The 16,732-nt window shown below is 62.8% G+C and carries 19 protein-coding genes; 10 read left to right on the forward strand and 9 right to left on the reverse strand.

Annotation, left to right across the window (positions count from 1 at the left end; all coding sequences use genetic code 11):
* Positions 1 to 3 precede the first annotated feature (3 nt).
* Positions 4 to 456 (forward strand): DUF6325 family protein, encoded by a 453-nt coding sequence (locus B0E55_RS06595; protein ID WP_060938717.1) that lies wholly within the window; start codon positions 4 to 6, stop codon positions 454 to 456.
* Complete coding sequence (locus B0E55_RS06600) at positions 453 to 746, forward strand: SHOCT domain-containing protein (RefSeq protein ID WP_069146707.1); 294 nt, start codon at positions 453 to 455, stop codon at positions 744 to 746. The genes B0E55_RS06595 and B0E55_RS06600 overlap by 4 nt, the downstream gene beginning before the upstream one ends.
* A 1-nt stretch (position 747) precedes the next feature.
* Here B0E55_RS06600 and B0E55_RS06605 read toward each other — a convergent pair whose 3' ends face one another.
* The 5 genes from B0E55_RS06605 to B0E55_RS06625 form a co-directional block, all read right to left on the reverse strand.
* Positions 748 to 1,434, reverse strand: a complete 687-nt coding sequence (locus B0E55_RS06605; protein WP_069146708.1) for a SagB family peptide dehydrogenase — start codon at positions 1,432 to 1,434, stop codon at positions 748 to 750.
* Between the two features lie 4 nt (positions 1,435 to 1,438).
* Positions 1,439 to 2,419, reverse strand: coding sequence for an ABC transporter substrate-binding protein (locus B0E55_RS06610; protein ID WP_080909319.1), 981 nt, complete (start codon positions 2,417 to 2,419; stop codon positions 1,439 to 1,441).
* Entirely contained in the window at positions 2,416 to 3,210 is a 795-nt protein-coding gene (locus B0E55_RS06615; RefSeq protein ID WP_080909320.1) for an ABC transporter ATP-binding protein, read from the reverse strand. Before B0E55_RS06615 ends, B0E55_RS06610 begins: the two co-directional genes overlap by 4 nt.
* Positions 3,207 to 4,274 (reverse strand): FecCD family ABC transporter permease, encoded by a 1,068-nt coding sequence (locus B0E55_RS06620; RefSeq protein WP_021332677.1) that lies wholly within the window; start codon positions 4,272 to 4,274, stop codon positions 3,207 to 3,209. The genes B0E55_RS06615 and B0E55_RS06620 overlap by 4 nt, the downstream gene beginning before the upstream one ends.
* Before the next feature lie 84 nt (positions 4,275 to 4,358).
* Complete coding sequence (locus B0E55_RS06625) at positions 4,359 to 5,618, reverse strand: MFS transporter (RefSeq protein WP_080909321.1); 1,260 nt, start codon at positions 5,616 to 5,618, stop codon at positions 4,359 to 4,361.
* 92 nt (positions 5,619 to 5,710) lie between these two features.
* On the opposite strand from B0E55_RS06625, the gene B0E55_RS06630 reads away from it, so the two are divergent.
* From B0E55_RS06630 to B0E55_RS06650, 5 genes are all read left to right on the forward strand, one after another.
* Positions 5,711 to 5,899: a streptamidine-related RiPP repeat protein gene (locus B0E55_RS06630; RefSeq protein WP_003943543.1), complete on the forward strand. Its 189-nt coding sequence runs from the start codon at positions 5,711 to 5,713 to the stop codon at positions 5,897 to 5,899.
* 94 nt (positions 5,900 to 5,993) lie between these two features.
* Entirely contained in the window at positions 5,994 to 6,806 is an 813-nt protein-coding gene (locus B0E55_RS06635; RefSeq protein ID WP_080909322.1) for a hypothetical protein, read from the forward strand.
* 11 nt (positions 6,807 to 6,817) lie between these two features.
* A complete protein-coding gene (locus B0E55_RS06640) occupies positions 6,818 to 8,230 on the forward strand; it encodes a CocE/NonD family hydrolase (protein ID WP_274534434.1) in 1,413 nt (470 codons plus the stop codon).
* Positions 8,223 to 9,563 carry a YcaO-like family protein gene (locus B0E55_RS06645; RefSeq protein ID WP_080909324.1) on the forward strand — a complete coding sequence of 447 codons (1,341 nt, stop codon included), beginning with the start codon at positions 8,223 to 8,225 and terminating at the stop codon, positions 9,561 to 9,563. Before B0E55_RS06640 ends, B0E55_RS06645 begins: the two co-directional genes overlap by 8 nt.
* Entirely contained in the window at positions 9,560 to 10,852 is a 1,293-nt protein-coding gene (locus tag B0E55_RS06650) for a YcaO-like family protein (RefSeq protein WP_080909325.1), read from the forward strand. The genes B0E55_RS06645 and B0E55_RS06650 overlap by 4 nt, the downstream gene beginning before the upstream one ends.
* Here B0E55_RS06650 and B0E55_RS06655 read toward each other — a convergent pair.
* Positions 10,799 to 11,770 carry a sugar nucleotide-binding protein gene (locus B0E55_RS06655; RefSeq protein ID WP_080909326.1) on the reverse strand — a complete coding sequence of 324 codons (972 nt, stop codon included), beginning with the start codon at positions 11,768 to 11,770 and terminating at the stop codon, positions 10,799 to 10,801. The genes B0E55_RS06650 and B0E55_RS06655 overlap by 54 nt on opposite strands.
* Before the next feature lie 51 nt (positions 11,771 to 11,821).
* Between B0E55_RS06655 and B0E55_RS06660 the strand changes: the two genes are divergently transcribed.
* Complete coding sequence (locus tag B0E55_RS06660; protein ID WP_019746303.1) at positions 11,822 to 12,448, forward strand: TetR/AcrR family transcriptional regulator; 627 nt, start codon at positions 11,822 to 11,824, stop codon at positions 12,446 to 12,448.
* Positions 12,449 to 12,454: 6 nt separating this feature from the next.
* On the opposite strand, the gene B0E55_RS06665 is transcribed toward B0E55_RS06660, so the two are convergent.
* From B0E55_RS06665 to B0E55_RS06675, 3 genes are all read right to left on the reverse strand, one after another.
* Complete coding sequence (locus tag B0E55_RS06665) at positions 12,455 to 12,895, reverse strand: PAS domain S-box protein (RefSeq protein ID WP_003943598.1); 441 nt, start codon at positions 12,893 to 12,895, stop codon at positions 12,455 to 12,457.
* Between the two features lie 111 nt (positions 12,896 to 13,006).
* A complete protein-coding gene (locus B0E55_RS06670) occupies positions 13,007 to 13,747 on the reverse strand; it encodes an ABC transporter ATP-binding protein (RefSeq protein WP_020968047.1) in 741 nt (246 codons plus the stop codon).
* Positions 13,744 to 14,790 (reverse strand): ABC transporter permease, encoded by a 1,047-nt coding sequence (locus B0E55_RS06675; protein WP_179154684.1) that lies wholly within the window; start codon positions 14,788 to 14,790, stop codon positions 13,744 to 13,746. Before B0E55_RS06675 ends, B0E55_RS06670 begins: the two co-directional genes overlap by 4 nt.
* A gap of 114 nt (positions 14,791 to 14,904) precedes the next feature.
* Between B0E55_RS06675 and B0E55_RS06680 the strand changes: the two genes are divergently transcribed.
* The gene (locus B0E55_RS06680; protein WP_021332670.1) at positions 14,905 to 16,107 is read left to right on the forward strand and encodes a sensor histidine kinase; all 1,203 of its coding nucleotides are present in this window, start codon (positions 14,905 to 14,907) and stop codon (positions 16,105 to 16,107) included.
* Positions 16,104 to 16,721, forward strand: coding sequence for a response regulator (locus B0E55_RS06685; RefSeq protein ID WP_080909328.1), 618 nt, complete (start codon positions 16,104 to 16,106; stop codon positions 16,719 to 16,721). The genes B0E55_RS06680 and B0E55_RS06685 overlap by 4 nt, the downstream gene beginning before the upstream one ends.
* Positions 16,722 to 16,732 lie beyond the last annotated feature (11 nt).

The raw sequence follows: 16,732 nt of genomic DNA on the forward strand, positions 1-16,732 counted from the left end.
CCGATGTCCAACCAAGACCAATTCGGTCCGATCGAATACGTTGCCGTCGAGTTTCCCAGCGGTGCACCGACCTCCGCGGGATTCGAGCAGCTGCTCACTCTCGTCGACTCCGGAGTGATCCGCATCCTCGACCTCGAGTTCGTCACCAAAGCCGCCGACGGATCGGTATCCGTCGTACCCGCGTCCACCTTCGAACTCGCAGATTTCGATCTGGCGCAGTTCGACGGCGCTGCCTCCGGACTGCTCGACGCCGGCGACATCGCTGCCGTTGGTGACGAGTTGGCCGCCGGAAGTGTTGCCGCCGTACTCGTCTACGAGGAACTGGCAATACTGCCGGTCATCGAGGCCTGGACCCGCAGCGGCGCAAAGGTTGTCACCGAAGGTCACCTGAGCGTGGACGAACTGGCTGCTGCACTGGACAACACCGCACCGGATACCACGGAGAAGGACGCATGAGTTTCTTGAGGCGAGCCGGCCGGGTAGCCGTCGCAAGCTCCATTCACGGCAATGTTCAGCGCCGTCAGCGGACCCGTTGGGCCGCCGAAGATCAGGCCCGCGCAGCGCAGGTCCAGCCGGTGCCGCCGATTCCCGATCTACCGCCCCTCCCGCCGCAGGCAGCTCCGGCAGAATCGGAAATGTCGATGGACGCGAAGCTCGAACAGCTCACCAAGCTGGGCGAACTCAAGAATGCCGGCGTATTGACGGAGGCCGAGTTCGAGACCCAGAAGGCGCGCATCCTCGCCTGAACTAGCTGGGCCGCCCGAGTGCAAAAGCCATTACGGGAAGCTGCGTCGTCGCGAGATTCAACAGAGATGCCACTCGCGCATCCGTGAATCCTGCGATGGCGCAGCCCACAAGTCCCATCGCCTCGGTCACAAGGTACAGATTCTGAACCAGCACACCGGCATCCACGTGCATCGTGCGGTAGTGCCGCATCGCGTACTTCTCGAGCGGCGCTTCCACGTCGGCGACCACAAACAAAAGAACCGGGAACACGTCGACGAACTCGGGCTGGAGAAGGCTCGCTCGAAGGTTTCCTTGTACGTCACCCGGCCGGACGGCCTCAGCACGGCCTTCCTGGATGTACCGGTACACCCCGGCTCCAAGCGAGTGTCCGGGTTGGCTGACAACAAACGACAGCCTCAGTTCGCGCATCCCACCTGCCGTCGGGCTGCTGACCAGACTGTGGTGCAGCACATTTGAAAGTTCATCGATTCCCAAAGCATCTTGCGCTGGGTTGTAGTGGCTCCGTCGTGCCTGCAAGATATCCGGAAAGTCCTGGGCCGGCAGTGGCGTCGGCGCCGGTAATTCAACGAACTCAGACGTCACCGGGGGCAGTGCGCCCTCGTCGAACGGTAGCTCCGACGGAGCCACCGTCCGGTCAAGCGCAGCATGCAGCGATACGACGGCCTCGACCCGCTCGAGGGCGGTCAAGACCTCACGAACCCGGGTGCAGCAGGCGAGATACCTCGGCAGCTCCGTCGATCGACACCAACTCACCGGCGAACCACGCCTCCGGGACGGCAAAGATCGCATTCGACGTCCCGGCAGGCGTCCCGGCAAATGCGGTGCGAGCAGCCTCGAGTGTGGATTCCCGAGCCGACTCGGTGGAGTAAACGACAAGAATTGCCTGCGGCGACTTCGCGAGTATCGATTCGGTGGCTACCTGGCCGAAGTACTTCCCATCCGGAAGGTCGCTCTCGTAGAGGTTCTTTCCCCCGGCCGCCTCGAGCACGCTGCTGTAGAGGCCCCTCGCCAGAGCGTAGGACTGCCCCTCCGAAACCTGAACCATCACAGTGGGAACCGGCTCCTTCCCGGCCACGGATGCCTCGGTTTCTGCGAGCGACTTCTTGCCATCTGCCAGGAGAATTGCTGCTTCGTCACTTGTTCCGGTCAGGGCACCGAGACCGTCGACGTCGGACCAGACGTCGTCGATCCGCCCCTCGGTGACCGCCTTGTGGCAATAGCCGCTGTTCACGAAGATCGGGATGCCGAGGTCACGCAATTCGTCCATGCTCTGCAGTCGGTCACCGTCGAACCAGTATTCCCCGTCGGAGACGATCAGATCCGGACGGGCGTCGAGCAATGCTTCTTTCGCGGGAACTCCGGTGCTCAGTACCGGCACGGCCGCGAACTGATCCGCGAGTTCGGGACTGGGAGGAGAGAGGTCGGTATTCGATTGTCCGACAATGCGGTCGGCGGCACCGAGTTGAATCAGAAGCTCCGTCATCGACGGATACAGCGAGACAATCCGCTCCGCCGTCTTGGGCAACGTGACCTCGCGATCACAATTGGTGACGGAAATCTTCTCGGACGACGACGCCGCCGAATCCGCCGTGGAGTTTCCGCATGCGGTCAGTACTGCAGTGGCGGTAACGGCCGAGCACAATAGCGCGGCAGTACGTATCGAGGATTTCAAGACACTGCTTCTTTCGTGTGTAGGAGCGGAGGGGCGAACGAGAGCAGGGGGCGCCCGGTCAACGGATGAGTGCCGAGATGCACCTGAACCCCGAATACTTCGGACAGCAGGTCCTCGGTGAGGACCTCGGCCGTTGGTCCTGTCGCGACAACTACCCCGCCGGAGAGCAGACAGACGTAGTCGCAATACGCTGCGGCCAAGGCGAGTTCATGGATCGCGACAATCGTCGTGGTACCGAGTTCGGCGACCAATTCCATCAGTTCGAGTTGAGCTCGGATGTCGAGGTGGTTGGTGGGCTCGTCCAAGACCAGCACCGACGGTTGTTGAGCGATCGCCCGGGCCAACATCACACGCTGCTTTTCTCCGCCGGACAGTTCGGCGAAGAGTCGTGATCCGAAGCCGTGCATACCGGTTCGTTCCAGTGCGGCACTGACGATGTCCCGGTCGATTTCACCGAGTCGAGAGAATGCGCTGTGATGCGGCGTCCGGCCCGTCGCCACCACCTCGCGGACGCTGAACGAGAAGTCGGATGAATGCTCCTGCCCCACAACACCGATGATGCGTGCTGCGGATCGTGGCGAGAGATCGTCCCACACGTTCACTTCGTCGACCTTCACGATTCCGCTTCTCGGCTTCATCGAGCGGTACAACGCGCGCAGGAGGGAGGACTTTCCACTGCCGTTCGGCCCGACGAGTCCGACCACGCTCCCCTCGGGCGCTTCGAGATCTACGCCGGAAACCACCAGACGCCCACCTCGAACGACGTGAATCCCGCTGGCCGACAATCTCATGACTGCGCACCTCCCTCGCGTCGAAGTAACCAGAGGAAGAACGGAGCACCCAATCCGGCGGTGATGATTCCGAGCGGCAATTCGTTGGGCGCATCCAACATCCGGGCCGCAAGATCGACGATCACCAGGAAGGTTGCACCGACCAGCGCGGTTGCCGGCAGCAGCTTGCGGTGGTCGGATCCGACGAGGAGTCTTACGGCGTGCGGCACGAGCAGCCCCACGAAACCGATTCCGCCGGCAACGGATACAACAACTGCGGTCAGCAACGACGCGATCACCAGTAGTAGCAACCTGGTACGGCGCACGTCGACGCCCACCGATTGCGCGCTCTCGTCTCCCATCGCCAGCGCGTTGAGTTGGCGAGACTGCGTCAACAGCACTGCCGCACAGACGGTGATCACCGCGGCGGGCACACCGAGATCCGACCAACCTGCCCCGCTCACCGAACCGAGTAACCAGAAGAGCACTCCCGAAAGCTGACTCGGATCGGCGCGCAACTGCACAAAACTTGTTGCAGCCGAGAGCAGATAGCCGATGGCAACTCCGGCCAGGACCATGCGCAGCGGGACAAGCATTCCCTCGCGCCGACCCAGTACGAGAACCGCGATCAGGGAAACCATGGCCCCCAGGAAGGCTGCCACCGGAACACCGATCGACAGGCCGGTTCCGATGCCCGTCGTCATGATCAGCACTGCGCCGAAGGACGCTCCCGAACCGACACCCAAGATGTACGGATCGGCAATCGGATTGCGCACCAACGCTTGTAGTACGGCGCCGGCCAGTGATAACCCGGCACCTGCCAGTGCCGCGATCAGAATGCGCGGGACCCGCAGTCCCCACACGATCCGATCGAGCAGCGGGTCGACCGGCGGTCCACCGACGTGCGCGTACAACACCGCGAATACGTCGGCGAAGGACAGAGACGCAGCGCCCGACCACACCGCGACGGTAGAGACGGTGGCAAGGACCACGGCCGTGGCCAACAGAAACGGGACGTATCCGCGGTCGCCGACGGGATGCGCACGCGACGGGGCATCAGGTACTGCTTCGCTGGTCAGCGTCATCGCACTCCTGAAGAGGTGGGGTTCACAGGCATGAACAGGTGGATCTAACCATAACGACAGTCGTTTTCATTAATAGTGACATGCTCATCTGTGCGGACAAGGATCGGTACGCAGGGCGCTCACCCACGCGAAGAGTGCCCCGACCAGCGCAAAGCTGCACGCAACGAGGTAGGCGGTGCCGATATCCCATCGTCCTGCAATTGCCCCGGCAATCAAGGCACCCACCGGCGAACCACCCCAGGCGACCATCCTCGCCGTGGTGTTCACGCGCCCCTGTAGACGATCCGGAGTCAGACGCTGACGTGCACCGATGCCGTTGAGGATGGTGACAGTCGCACAGCCGGAGTAGACGGTCAGAGCGGTGATCGCTGCGGCGGTGTTGCTGGTTGTCGCAACGACGAACAGCACCACCGGGGCGATGGTCAACGCACCGACAGTGATCGCGCCGACCGGCCATTGCGCCGGTAGGCGTGGGAGCAAGACTGCGCCGACCACGCCACCCACGGAGACTGCTGTCCACACGGCCCCGATCATCGGACTCGACGTCGAAATCCCCAGCCTCTCGGTCGCGTACACCACCAGGAGCGCCGTGACAGCACCCTGCGTCAGCGAATTGACGAAGCCGACGCCGGTTAAGGCTCGCAGGAGCGGAGACTGCCAGAGGAAGCTGAGGCCTTCGCGTATGTCACGCGCAATTCCGGGTTCCGACTTCTTCGGCGCCGCAGGAGTACTCGAGAACGAGGCTCCGATCGACGCCATGGCCAGCCCGGCCAATACGTAGGCCAGTGCATCAGCACCCAATGCGTAGGCCGGGCCGATCGATGCCACGAGCACTCCGGCAATAGCCGGAAAGGCAACATCGACGAGCGTGCTGGAAGTCCACAGCGCACTGTTGGCGGCCGGTATTCTCTGCCGACCGACCAGCGCAGGCAAGGCTCCGAAAGCTGCAGCATCGAACCACACGAAACACGTTCCGATGCACATCGATACGCCGACCGCGTGCCATGCCGTCAACACACCGAGCGCCTGAGCCGCCGGAATGCTCGCCAAGGCAAGAGCAGCGACGGCCTGCGCACACAGGATGACTGTCCGCCGGTTGACTCGGTCTGCCACGGCGCCCGCGAACAAGCCGAACACGAGGTACGGCAGAACCGTCCCCGCAGCCGCGAGCGAGGTGAGAAACGGAGACCGACTGATGTCGAACACCAGAATCGGCATTGCCACTCCGGTGACGGCCGCACCGGCCACGGCAATCGTGCGAGCCGTGAAGAACAATCGAAACGATCTGTCCCGAAACACATGTGGTTGCGCTTCGGCGGATCCCGTCGTCGAGGTCTCGCTCATGTATGCACTCTCTTGTACCTGTTGCTCTCCGTGGCGATCTTTCGTACGGTGGCATCGTAATGGAAATGGTTTCCATTACGGAAGGGATGACAATGAGCAACATTTCGTTCGACAGCGTCTCCAACTCGGCTCCGGCCAATGCACTCCAGGGCGTCGGCACCAACGCCCTCGTCGACAACCCGTTCACCTTCGAGCCGGTTGCCGAGGCGACGTCCGCACACGCTCTGCAGGGTGTGGGCACCAACGCCCTCGTCGACAACCCGTTCAGCTTCCAGAGCTGAAACCTTCCCTGATCCAGACCGTTTCGACGGTCTGATCTGCCGATGACCCCGCCCGCATCCGACTCGTCGGGTGCGGGCACCGACAAGGAGATCCGTGTACGCCCTCGCCGACGGACACCACCTGTATCCGACACCGGACGGTGTTTGGCATTACCTGACACCGGACGAGAACGCAGTCACGATCGGTGCGCCGGCCGAAGATCTCGCAGAACTCGACAACTTTCTCAGGCGGCCTGGTTCGGTGCTCGGCGCGGGAGCGATCGAGATCGCCGACGCTCTCGTCACTCGCGGCGTACTGGTTGTTCCAAGTCAAGTGCCAGAGATTCCGCGCCCACAGCGTGTGCTGATGGACGGGGTCGGGCCCGTTGCCGATGCCTGCATCGCTCTGCTCTCCAAGGCTCTTCCGGATCTCGAAGTCGTATCCACCACTGCGCCAATCGAAGACGACGTTGCGTCGTCGGACCTCGTACTGTCGGTTGCCGACGCTCCTCCTCACGACGCGTGGTCGGAACTCGATACCTGGTGCCGCCACAGCCGAACTCCGTGGCAACGCGTCCACGCCGAGCTGGGTGAGATCTGCATCGGTCCCTTCTTCGACGGCATCGACAGCGCGAGCTACCGGGACGTCTGTGGTCGACGCCTTGCCGCGTCACGTGTACCGGATCACCTGCTGGCTCTGTGGAACCACCTCGCCGACAGTGAACGTCGTCCGCTTGGACTTTCACCCACCGCAGCCGCAATGGTCAGTGCACTTGCATGTTCGGACGTCGTGGCTAGTTCTTACGGCGCACCGCCATCACACCTTCACCACCAGATCCGGATGAATCCACGAACCCTCATGATGACTCGCCATCCCGTGCTACCTCTTCCGGGCGGCGTTCTCGAGCCTTCGCCGACGCTCCGGTGATCTCACTCGGAGTGAAGATCCCGGCGGCAGACGGTTCTTCGCTGGCTACGGATGTGCTTCTCCCAGATTCTTCACCTCGAGGATTGATCGTGATCCGAACCCCGTACGGACGCGGGTGGCATCTGGCCGAGGGGCTCGAATGGCGATCACGAGGAATTGCCTTCATCTGTCAGGACGTACGTGGACGGCACGATTCCACCGGATCTTGGGAACCCTACGTTCACGAGCGCGAGGACGCCGCCGCCCTTGCCGAGTGGCTGCAGGATCAGCCGTGGACACCCGAGTGCGTCATCGCAAGCGGGGCTTCGTATGCGGCCGGAACTGCGTGGGCCTTTACTGCCGAGACCAACGGCGCCGATCGGGCATTTCGTGCTCGCGGCGTCGTCTCCAAAGTGCCGACCATCGGAAGCGACCGCGTCAAACGTGATCCCTCGGGGATACTTCTCCTCGCCGAGCATCTGGCGTGGTGGGGCGAGCACGGAGATTCGTCTTCCTCTCGTGAGGGTTTCATCCCTGCCCTGATGCGCTCGGATTCGTCTTTGCTGGAACATCTCCCGGTGCAGTCGATGATCGAGGAGGTTGGCCTGACCTCCGATTCACCGGGCTGGTTGACGCCGATCCGTCGCGCTCGTGAGCGCGAAGACTTCGGTGGCGATGATCTGGTGTCCGCGGACGAACTCTCCGAACTCGACGTCGCCGGGCTGCACATCGGCGGTTGGGACGATGCGATGATTCGGGAGACACTGCGGCACTTCGCATCCGTGTGGCGTGCGCCGCAGAGTTTGATCGTGGGTCCCTGGGCGCACGACCTCCGCCCTGGAATGGTCGGCGAGACAAGTTTCGGCCGCCTTCAGGTCGAGTGGATGGAATCGATATTCTCGGCGCGGCCCGTGACCATCAATCGGGTGTTCGACCGGGGTGCAGGCGATTGGTCGACCGAACCGTATGTCACGGGTGCGAATCGCGTTCGTCTCGAACCAGACCCGAGGACGGCGCCTTTCAACTTCACGCACCACGCAGACGAGGGCCGAAACGACTGTGTTGTCTGGACTTTCGACATGGAGGTCGAGTGTGTGCTGTCGGGAATGCCTTCGGTGGAGTTGACAGTGCATTCGCCCGAGGGCGAAGCTGACTGGATCGTCGAGCTGAGCATCGTCGATAGCGCCGGAGTCACCAGGTCGATCGCTCGTGGGGCCGGCGTCAGCCTTTGCTCCGGCACGTTGACCATAGATCTCGATCACGTGTTGCACACTGTGCGCGCGGGTGATGTCTTGACGCTGCGGATCGCCGGCTCGGACTTCCCACGGCTCGCACGCAATCTCGGAGACGGTGATCGCTATCGAGGAACACGCAGTACCGCACTGCACCAATCATTTTCCGGGTCGTTGACCCTGCCGATACTCGGAGGAACTGCCGGTGGATGACTTGCTGGTCGACGCCCGAAGCGGCGTGCTGACCTCACTGGAACCACACATTCGCTCGGACATGCCGACGGGCTGGGTCGGTTGGGCCGCGAGGGTGGCCGACACCAGAAACTTCGGCGGCAGCGGTTCACTGTTTCGCGCGGACCCTTACGGATTCGGGGCTTCGATACGCGACGACGCAGCAGCTCGCGGTGCTGCAACCGGTGAGGCTGTCGAAAGATATTGCGGCAACGTGGTCCCCGAAGATCTGATCCGCAGCAGTGCGTCAGCGCTGGAACTGGCAGGCTCACGGGTCGTCGATCCCGCGAAATTTGCGTTGTACAGCGAGGACCAGTACCGCCTTCCCGGATTCCCCTTTGTTCCCTTCACATCGGCTCTGGAAATCCGCTGGGCGCTGGGTCACACCATGGACGAAAAAGTGCCCACCTATGTGCCGGCCGCCCTGACCTATCTCGGGTACTACACCGGCACCCGTCGCGGCGAACCACCGATCGCGTCGTTGCAGTACGCCGGAATCGCCGCGGGATGCTCACGCGCCGAGGCCGAGATGTCTGCTCTGCTGGAACTTCTCGAACGCGATGCCACCGCACTGTGGTGGTGCGGGGACCGGTCACAGCCGGCAATCGAACTCGCCGACTGGGAGCGGTTACCTGTGCACCGCCAACTCGGGGATCTGGAGAGCGACACTCGGAGCGTTCGAGTGCTTCTGCTTCCCTCCCCCTTCGGCATTCCCGTCGCCGCAGTGTGGATCCGGGATGACCGACGTGGATTGGTCGCGCTGGGCACAGCTTGTCGACCAACGGTGGAGGCGGCAGTCTCCAAGGCCCTTGTCGAGGCGTACGCCGTACTTGCCATCACGATCGACCTCGCCGACCCCGACGGGCCGACCTGGCGCAGCGTTGTGGACGGAACGCTGCCGGCGCACCTGTACAAACCCTTTCGGGCCGACCGTCGTTACCGGGACGAGTTCGATCCGCAATGGAAAGACGTCGTCGATCTGCCGACCGTCGCCCAACTTTATCTCGATCCCGTGATGGCGCACCTTGCGGAAGAGCACCTCTTCGATTACACCGAAACACGCTCGGTATCAGAGATTCCCGACGAGGATCCTGTGAATCTTGCTTCTCTGGTAGCCCTTCTGACGTCTCGAGGGCACCAACCGATTTCCGTCGATCTCACCACCCGCGACATCTCGATTGCCGGGTTGCACGTCGTCCGCGTCCTGTCTCCCGGCCTCTACAACAATGCGCCGGCAGCTTTTCCCCTTCTTGGAGGTAGCAGATTGACCAGCGCATCGACCACCCATCTCCATCTGCCGGTCCCTCTCGCATGAGGTCTTTGCTCGTCGACCGCCGAACTGGGATCATTCGAGAGTTGGTCGACGCCGTTGTTCCCCAGCACTTTCCGCCGGAGTTCAAGCTCATTCATTCGTATGTCTGCGATTCGGCACGCTTTTCGCCCTGGTCCAGCGACTCGGCGGGCGCCGGATATTGCTTCGATCTGGGTGACCGTGCGCGGCCTACCGCAGCTGCGATAGGCGAAGCGGTGGAACGATATTGCGGGAACATCGTCGCCAAACCGATCGTCCGCGGGTCGGCTGATGCGTTGATCGGAGCAAGCATCGACCTGTCACAACTCGCGCGTTTCGACGCCGCCCAGTACGCGCGGCCACAGTTCCCGTTCGTCGAACCAACCGACGATCTCGAGTTGGACTGGACTCGCGGAGTCGACCTGATCACGGGTTCGGATATCTGGGTACCGGCCGAACTCGTCTGGGGTTCGTATCCTCATTTCGTCGCCCGGACGGGTCCGGCGATCTCTCCAGTAGCGCAGGCGGGTCTCGCCGCCGGTCCCACGACGGAATTCGCGATACGGAATGCATTGCGCGAGATAGTCGAGCGCGACGCGATGACGCTTTCCTGGACCGGAAGACGCGGCGTTCGGATAGTCACCGGCATCCCCGAGGTGCTTCGCCGCCTGGGCAATCACGGCAGCCTCTCGACCAGGTGGTTGTCATTCGACAGCGATTTCGGCATCCCGGTGCTCGGCGCCCTCGTCCACGACCGACTCACCGGATACTCGACCATGGGTACCGCCTGCCACGAAGAAGCGCAGACGGCTGCTTTCAAGTCGCTCGGCGAAGCGCTTCAGCTGCAACTGCTTTCCGCCGACTACGACAACCCGGAGAGCGGCATCGGTCGAGCCGCGGCCTCCCCGACCAGCCCGCTTGCGCCTTGGCGAGCTGACCGAAGCTATGCAGGCGCCTACCGATCGGACTTTGCCGACGTGATGGATTACGGGTGCCACTTGCAGCTCCACCTGGACCCGGAGATCCAAGCACGATTCGAGAGTGAGCTGGCAGGTGCCGTCGTCGGCGAGGTGGACCTCGACTCTCTGACGTCACCCATCGACACCGAAAGCGCACTGACAGGCTCGGGTTTCAGGCCGGCATGGGTCGACCTCACCACTGCTGATGTTCTCCGCGCTGGCTTGCATGTCGTCCGCGCCGTCGTACCCGGTTGTCTCACCAATGCGGCCGCTGGATTGCCGTTTCTCGGATCACCACGACTAGTCGACAGTCTTGCCGGACATCCAATTCGCACCATCCCATTGCCGCACTGACAGTTCCGGAACTGCTAGTTGTAACGACTCTGCGGTCTCCACCGCGTGAAACCACGTCGGCTTCGAGATTGCACGGTCTCGAATCACCTGCACGGCACGCGCGGCGATGGTTGCCGTCGCGGCCGACTGGCTACGCCCCGAAACCCACAGCGCCGGACCGGTATCCGTTCGTGCCATCGCAACCCAACGATCCGAGCCCCACAGCTTCTTCGGCACTACCTTCTGGAGGGCGGGCGCCCACGTCATGGCCGCAAGCCCAAGCGTCGCGGTGGACGTGTCCAATCGCAAGTACGTCCTGACCGGGACACCAAGGTCGCGCGTCAGGGCATGTTGGTCCGAAAAATCGGCCCGCACAGCAGGGCCGGTGCGGTAGCCGGTCGCATCGTCCGGCATTCGAAACCTCTTCATTCCGGTGTAGTTCCGGATCGATCGCCCGTCGGGATCGGGAAAACTCGTCCCCAACATCCCGTACGTCCACGCCGTCGCGGCCGGTCCGTGTAGTTCTCCGCCGCCGAGGCCGATCACGATGTCCACGAGTCCCCCGCCGAGTCGATGCGCCTCGGCGGCAAGGACACTGGTCAATCCCGGTGCCAATCCGACGCCCATCAGAACGGGTCCGTCGACCGCTTCCAATTCTTCGCAGTAGCTCGAGGTCGCCGTGATGTCGACGAATGCCGCCCCACCGCGTACCGCTTCTTCTGCCAGGCGAACGTCCTCGAAACCCGACGCATTCACCACGACATCGAAGTCTCGAACCACCGCCGAGTACGCGCCTGGTTCTTTAAGATCAACGACGACGTCAGCGCGAGCACGATCGCGCCCGGCGGAGTACGCGGAGATTTCGGGGACCTTCGCGAGTTGTTTCATCAGGGGAATCCCGACGGCACCGTAGCCGCCGAGTACAAGAACCTTCGTCATTATTTCGCCTCCCGAGTCGCTAGAGTTCGACTCTAGAGTTAGACTCTAATCATGACTGAGGTACTTCGGGAAGACACGTCGGCGCGGCGCAAGATCATCGAGGCAGCGCGCGAAGTTTTTGTCGATCCCGGCTACGCGGCCGCCACGATCAAACAGCTTGCCGCGGCGGCGGGCGTGTCGGTACAGAGTGTCTATTTTGTGTTCGGCAACAAGCCGAGCGTGCTGTCAGCACTGCTCGACGTGGCCGTTGCGGGCGACGAGGAAAAGACGGCAACTCTCGACCGTCCGTGGGTGGCGGCAGCACTCGGCGCCCCACATCCACTCGGGCAACTCCGGATTCAGGTTCACCACGGACGGCTCATTCTGGAGCGCACCGCGGACATCCTGTTGGCCCTGCGGGCCGCTGCTTCCGCGGACGAGGACGCCGCCCGCCTTTGGCAAATCAACCGCACTCAGCGACGCACGGTGCAGGAACATCTGATGGTCGGCATCGTCGAAAAAGCGCCAACCGTCGACCTCGAAACAGCCGTGAACGTCGCACTCACGCTGCTCAGTCCCGAGACGTACACAGACCTCGTGGTCGGAGCGGGTTGGACCGGCCAAAAGTACGAAGAATGGGTGGTCAACACCCTTGCCGCCACCCTGGGCCTGGACCGAACCGTCAAATCCCGGAAGTAGCTGGGACTACTTGGTGGGCTTGTCGTCGATGTGCCGTGGGTTGTTCCACAGGCGTTCCGTCAGATCGTGAAGGACGGCGAGGGTGATCGTGTCGTCGTCCCGTCGGAGCAGAGACTGACTGACCGTCGCGCGCACCAATGTGCTGTCCGAGTGCACGAACTCCTTGACCGAGCCCGGCTCGGAGCTCAGTTCACGATGAGCCTGCTCGGCACTGACGTCGTCGGCATCCTTGTCGTAGAGAATGTCCTGCAAACGCAACGCCGAGACGGCCTTCTTGGGATATCCCAGCATGTCAGCGAAGGACGGGTTGGCAAAAACGATGCTGCCGTCGCGGTGAACGGCCATAACCGGCACCGGAAGCCTGTCGAGGAGAATCAGAGCAGGCATCTGCTCCAGATCCGCAATCGGCGATTGTGGCGGCTGCGCAACATTGCGGCGGCGTTCCATAACACGTCCTCTCAAGTTGCCCGAGTCGACAACAGTCTAACTGCCCAGCAAATCGCGGGTTGACTTCCCGCCCGGATGCAGTGACGAATGCCCGAATCGTGCCCGCCTGAGTTACGCCGCGAGCGCCTCCTGGTCCTCCGCCAAGGAACCGTCAACAACACGATAGACAGTATCCATCCGAGACAGGTGACTTCGGTCGTGTGTCACGAGAAGGGTTGCCGCCTCGTGTTCCCGCACCACCCCGATGATCAGATCCATGACAGCGGCACCGCGCTCCTGATCGAGCGCGCTGGTGGGCTCGTCGACCACCAGAAGCTGCGGATCGTTCATCAATGCTCGCGCGAGATTGACGCGCTGTCGCTGCCCACCCGACAGCTGAGACGGCCGTTTTCCGCTCTGATCCGCGAGCCCGACAGCGTCCAGCAAATCCATCGCTTTTGATTTCACGGCTTTGCGACGGGTCCGTGACGTGAAAACGGACTGCCCCAGATGCGCCATCACCTCGAGCTGTTCCAGAGCCGTCAGCGACGACACGAGGTTGGACTGCTGGAAGACGATTCCGATCGACGAGCGTCGCAATTCCGACGCCGCCCGCCGACTCAGCGCCGCAATGTCGGTGCTGCCTTCCGGCGTCCGGAGATAGACGTGCCCGGAATCCGGACGGATCAGGGTCGACGCCACCGCCAACAGGCTGGACTTGCCTGAACCCGAAGGTCCGGTGATCGCGGCGATCTCGCCGCGGTGCAGTCGCAGAGACACGTCGTCCAGCGCCGTCACCCGCGATTGCCCGTCTGGAAACGTCAGATCGACGTTCTGGATGTCGAGAACTGTGGTGCCGGTTGTCATGGTCATCGTGCGCTCCCCAATGCTGTGAGTGGATCGGTGGTCGAGAGGAATCGAAGTGCAAAGGCCGCGCCGAGCAGGCCGAGTCCGATCAATGCCACGGCAGGTACGACGGTCGTGGATGCGTCCAGGACAAACGGCATGGCGTCTCCGATCAGCGAGCCGGCCACGGCCGTCAGCCCGATTCCGACGGTGACGCCGGCGATCAGAACGATGAGCGCCTGGCCCAGTGCGTCGCGCACCAGAGAACCGGTGGTTGCGCCGAGCGCTTTCAACGTCGCGATGTCCGGGGTTCGCTGGATCGTCCACACCGTGAAGAACGCACCGATCACCAGGGCCGAGATCGCGAACAACATGAGCGTCATCAGCGTCAACGACCCGTTTTCCGACTTGTACGAACCGATCGCGTCGAGCGAACCGCTGACCGTCGTCGACGTCGTCACGGCTGACTTGTCCGTTGCGGAAGCGTCAGAGGCTCCGGTGACAGCCAGTACTGTCGCAACTCCGCCGCGTGGATTGGCCGCCTGCCAGTCACCGAGCGTCATCCAGACGACGGGCGAATGGCTGTACCAGTCGTCACCGCGAACGTCGCTGACGGTGAACTGCTGCGTACCGACGCTCACCTGATCGCCGGCGCCCGCCCCCAGATCGCGGGCGGCACCTTCGCTCAACACCACCGTGCCTGACGTCGACGGCGTCACGTCACCGAAACCGCCGTCAGCACCGAACAGGGCCACCGACTTCTGATTTCCGTCGGCCAATCCTGCCTTCCCGCGGCCGATTCCGATGGGATCGACATCCTTCGCGGCCCCGGCCCAGGCGTTGACCTGGTCCTGCGTGAGCGCCGATTCGTCGAACGACGCCCCAGCTCCGGTGTCTGCAAACACCACCGTGTCGGCATTCATGGCCTCGATGGCCGACACGTTCTGATGGCGAAGTCCTGCAGTCAACCCGCTGAGAAAACTGACCAGAAGTGCAACCAACAGAACCACGACGGAGATCAGCGCGAAACGACCTCGCGCTGCCCGTAAGTCCCTCATTGCGACAAACACTGTGAATTCCTTTCCTGTGCTTGCCTCTACGCTCTCGCGGATGCAGACTCTTTCCATCGCACCTCGGATCGACATTCCAGCGCTCGAAAGAACCATCCCGGTTTACAACTTTTGATGGATGAACCAGGCCCGAACCTCGCTAAGCTGGGCGAGATGCACCGATCTCCGCTCACGCCTGTCTTCGCCGGCCTACAACTGGGCCTGCATGTCCTTGTCATGGCGCTGGCCGGTGTGGTGTTTCTTCGAGCGCTGATCGACGAATCCGACCTCACCGCAACAATCATCGCGTTGGCCGTGATCTTTGTTGCCGTCTATCTTTTCGGCGTTGCCAAAAGGCTGCGCGGCAACGCTGCCCGCTGGTGGCTGGCCGTGCTGACCCTCGTCTGGATCGCGACGATGGCGGTATCCGCCGACGCCGCCTACCTCGCATTCGGACTCTTCTTCCTCTATCTCCATATTCTGCGGCGCCCCTGGAGCCTGCTGGCCGTCACCGCGGCAACGGCTGTCGCCGTGATCGGCACCGGATTGCATCGCGGGTGGACAGTGGCCGGCGCCGTCGGACCGATCATCGGCGCCGCCGTAGCCGTTGCTATCGGTCTCGGATACCAAGCGCTGTACCGCGAGGCAGCCGAGCGCGGACGTCTCATCGACGAATTGATGAACACCCGTGAAGAATTGGCGTCGACGTCTCGCGATGCCGGAAAATTCGCCGAACGTGAAAGGCTCGCGGCCGAGATCCACGACACCGTGGCCCAAGGACTTTCGAGCATCCAGATGCTCCTCCACGCTGCCGAACGCGCCGATCCGGAAAGCCCGGCCATCCGGCAGATCAGCCTCGCACGGGAAACTGCAGCGGACAGTCTTGCCGAAACCCGCCAACTCATAGCCGAATTGACACCGGCGGCCCTGGACGGTCAGTCGCTCGCCGATGCGCTTCGTCGAATCTGTGAACGCGCGAGCAGTCCCGAACTGGAAGCACGATCCGTGGTCGAGGGTGAGGCAATCCGGCTGCCGATGCCCCTCGAAGCAACACTGGTGCGCATCGCCCAGGGTGCGGTGTCCAATGTTCTCCGCCACGCGGATGCAACCAGAATGGCTGTGACACTGACGTATTCCGACAACACCGTCAGCCTCGACGTGGTCGACAACGGCCGCGGCTTCGACGTGGAAGTTCTCGAACGTGGACCGGCGGAATCTTTTGGCCTCAACGCAATTCGACGACGCGTCGAACTGCAGGGCGGAACGTTCTCCATCGAGTCGGAGCCGGGACACACGGCCGTCGCGGTGACGTTTCCCCTCGATGTCGGTGAACAGTGATCCGCCTGCTGCTCGCCGACGATCACGCGATCGTGCGCGCCGGGCTGCGAGCGCTGCTCGAAAGCGAATCCGACATCGAGGTGGTCGGCGAAGCAGGGACCGCCGAGGAAGCCATAGCCTTCTGCGCCACCACGCCGGTCGACCTCGTGCTCATGGACCTGCGGTTCGGGCCAGGCAAGACGGGGGTCGACGCCACCCGCGCGGTATGCACGCTGCCGAATCCGCCGCACGTACTCGTTGTGACCAACTACGACACGGACGCGGATATCTTGAGCGCCGTCGAAGCCGGAGCCAGCGGCTATCTGCTCAAGGACACACCCCCGGTCGAGTTGCTGTCGGCCGTCCGCGCCGCAGCAAGCGGGGACAGCGTTCTCTCACCTGCCATCGCGTCGAAGCTCATGACTCGCGTCCGTAAGCCCGAAACCAGCCTCAGCCCAAGGGAAATCGAGGTGCTGAAGCTGGTGGCGGCGGGTCGATCCAACCGCGAGATCGGTAAAGAACTGTTCCTGAGCGAGACCACGGTCAAATCGCATCTGGTCCACATCTTCGGCAAGTTGGGCGTGAAGTCGCGGACGTCGGCGGTAGCTCGTGCGCGGGAGCTGGGTTCGATCTGACGTTTGTCCGA

It is taken from the genome of Rhodococcus sp. 66b, assembly GCF_002076325.1.
Taxonomy (GTDB): Bacteria; Actinomycetota; Actinomycetes; order Mycobacteriales; family Mycobacteriaceae; genus Rhodococcus_F; species Rhodococcus_F erythropolis.

Bases quoted from the DNA above. Each gene is read 5' to 3' on its own strand.
- B0E55_RS06630 (WP_003943543.1), top strand. From the start codon at position 5,711: ATGAGCAACATTTCGTTCGACAGCGTCTCCAACTCGGCTCCGGCCAAT.
- B0E55_RS06650 (WP_080909325.1), top strand. From the start codon at position 9,560: ATGAGGTCTTTGCTCGTCGACCGCCGAACTGGGATCATTCGAGAGTTG.
- B0E55_RS06600 (WP_069146707.1), top strand. From the start codon at position 453: ATGAGTTTCTTGAGGCGAGCCGGCCGGGTAGCCGTCGCAAGCTCCATT.
- B0E55_RS06625 (WP_080909321.1), bottom strand. From the start codon at position 5,618: ATGAGCGAGACCTCGACGACGGGATCCGCCGAAGCGCAACCACATGTG.
- B0E55_RS06615 (WP_080909320.1), bottom strand. From the start codon at position 3,210: ATGAGATTGTCGGCCAGCGGGATTCACGTCGTTCGAGGTGGGCGTCTG.
- B0E55_RS06620 (WP_021332677.1), bottom strand. From the start codon at position 4,274: ATGACGCTGACCAGCGAAGCAGTACCTGATGCCCCGTCGCGTGCGCAT.
- B0E55_RS06680 (WP_021332670.1), top strand. From the start codon at position 14,905: ATGGATGAACCAGGCCCGAACCTCGCTAAGCTGGGCGAGATGCACCGA.
- B0E55_RS06655 (WP_080909326.1), bottom strand. From the start codon at position 11,770: ATGACGAAGGTTCTTGTACTCGGCGGCTACGGTGCCGTCGGGATTCCC.
- B0E55_RS06670 (WP_020968047.1), bottom strand. From the start codon at position 13,747: ATGACCATGACAACCGGCACCACAGTTCTCGACATCCAGAACGTCGAT.
- B0E55_RS06660 (WP_019746303.1), top strand. From the start codon at position 11,822: ATGACTGAGGTACTTCGGGAAGACACGTCGGCGCGGCGCAAGATCATC.
- B0E55_RS06595 (WP_060938717.1), top strand. From the start codon at position 4: ATGTCCAACCAAGACCAATTCGGTCCGATCGAATACGTTGCCGTCGAG.
- B0E55_RS06665 (WP_003943598.1), bottom strand. From the start codon at position 12,895: ATGGAACGCCGCCGCAATGTTGCGCAGCCGCCACAATCGCCGATTGCG.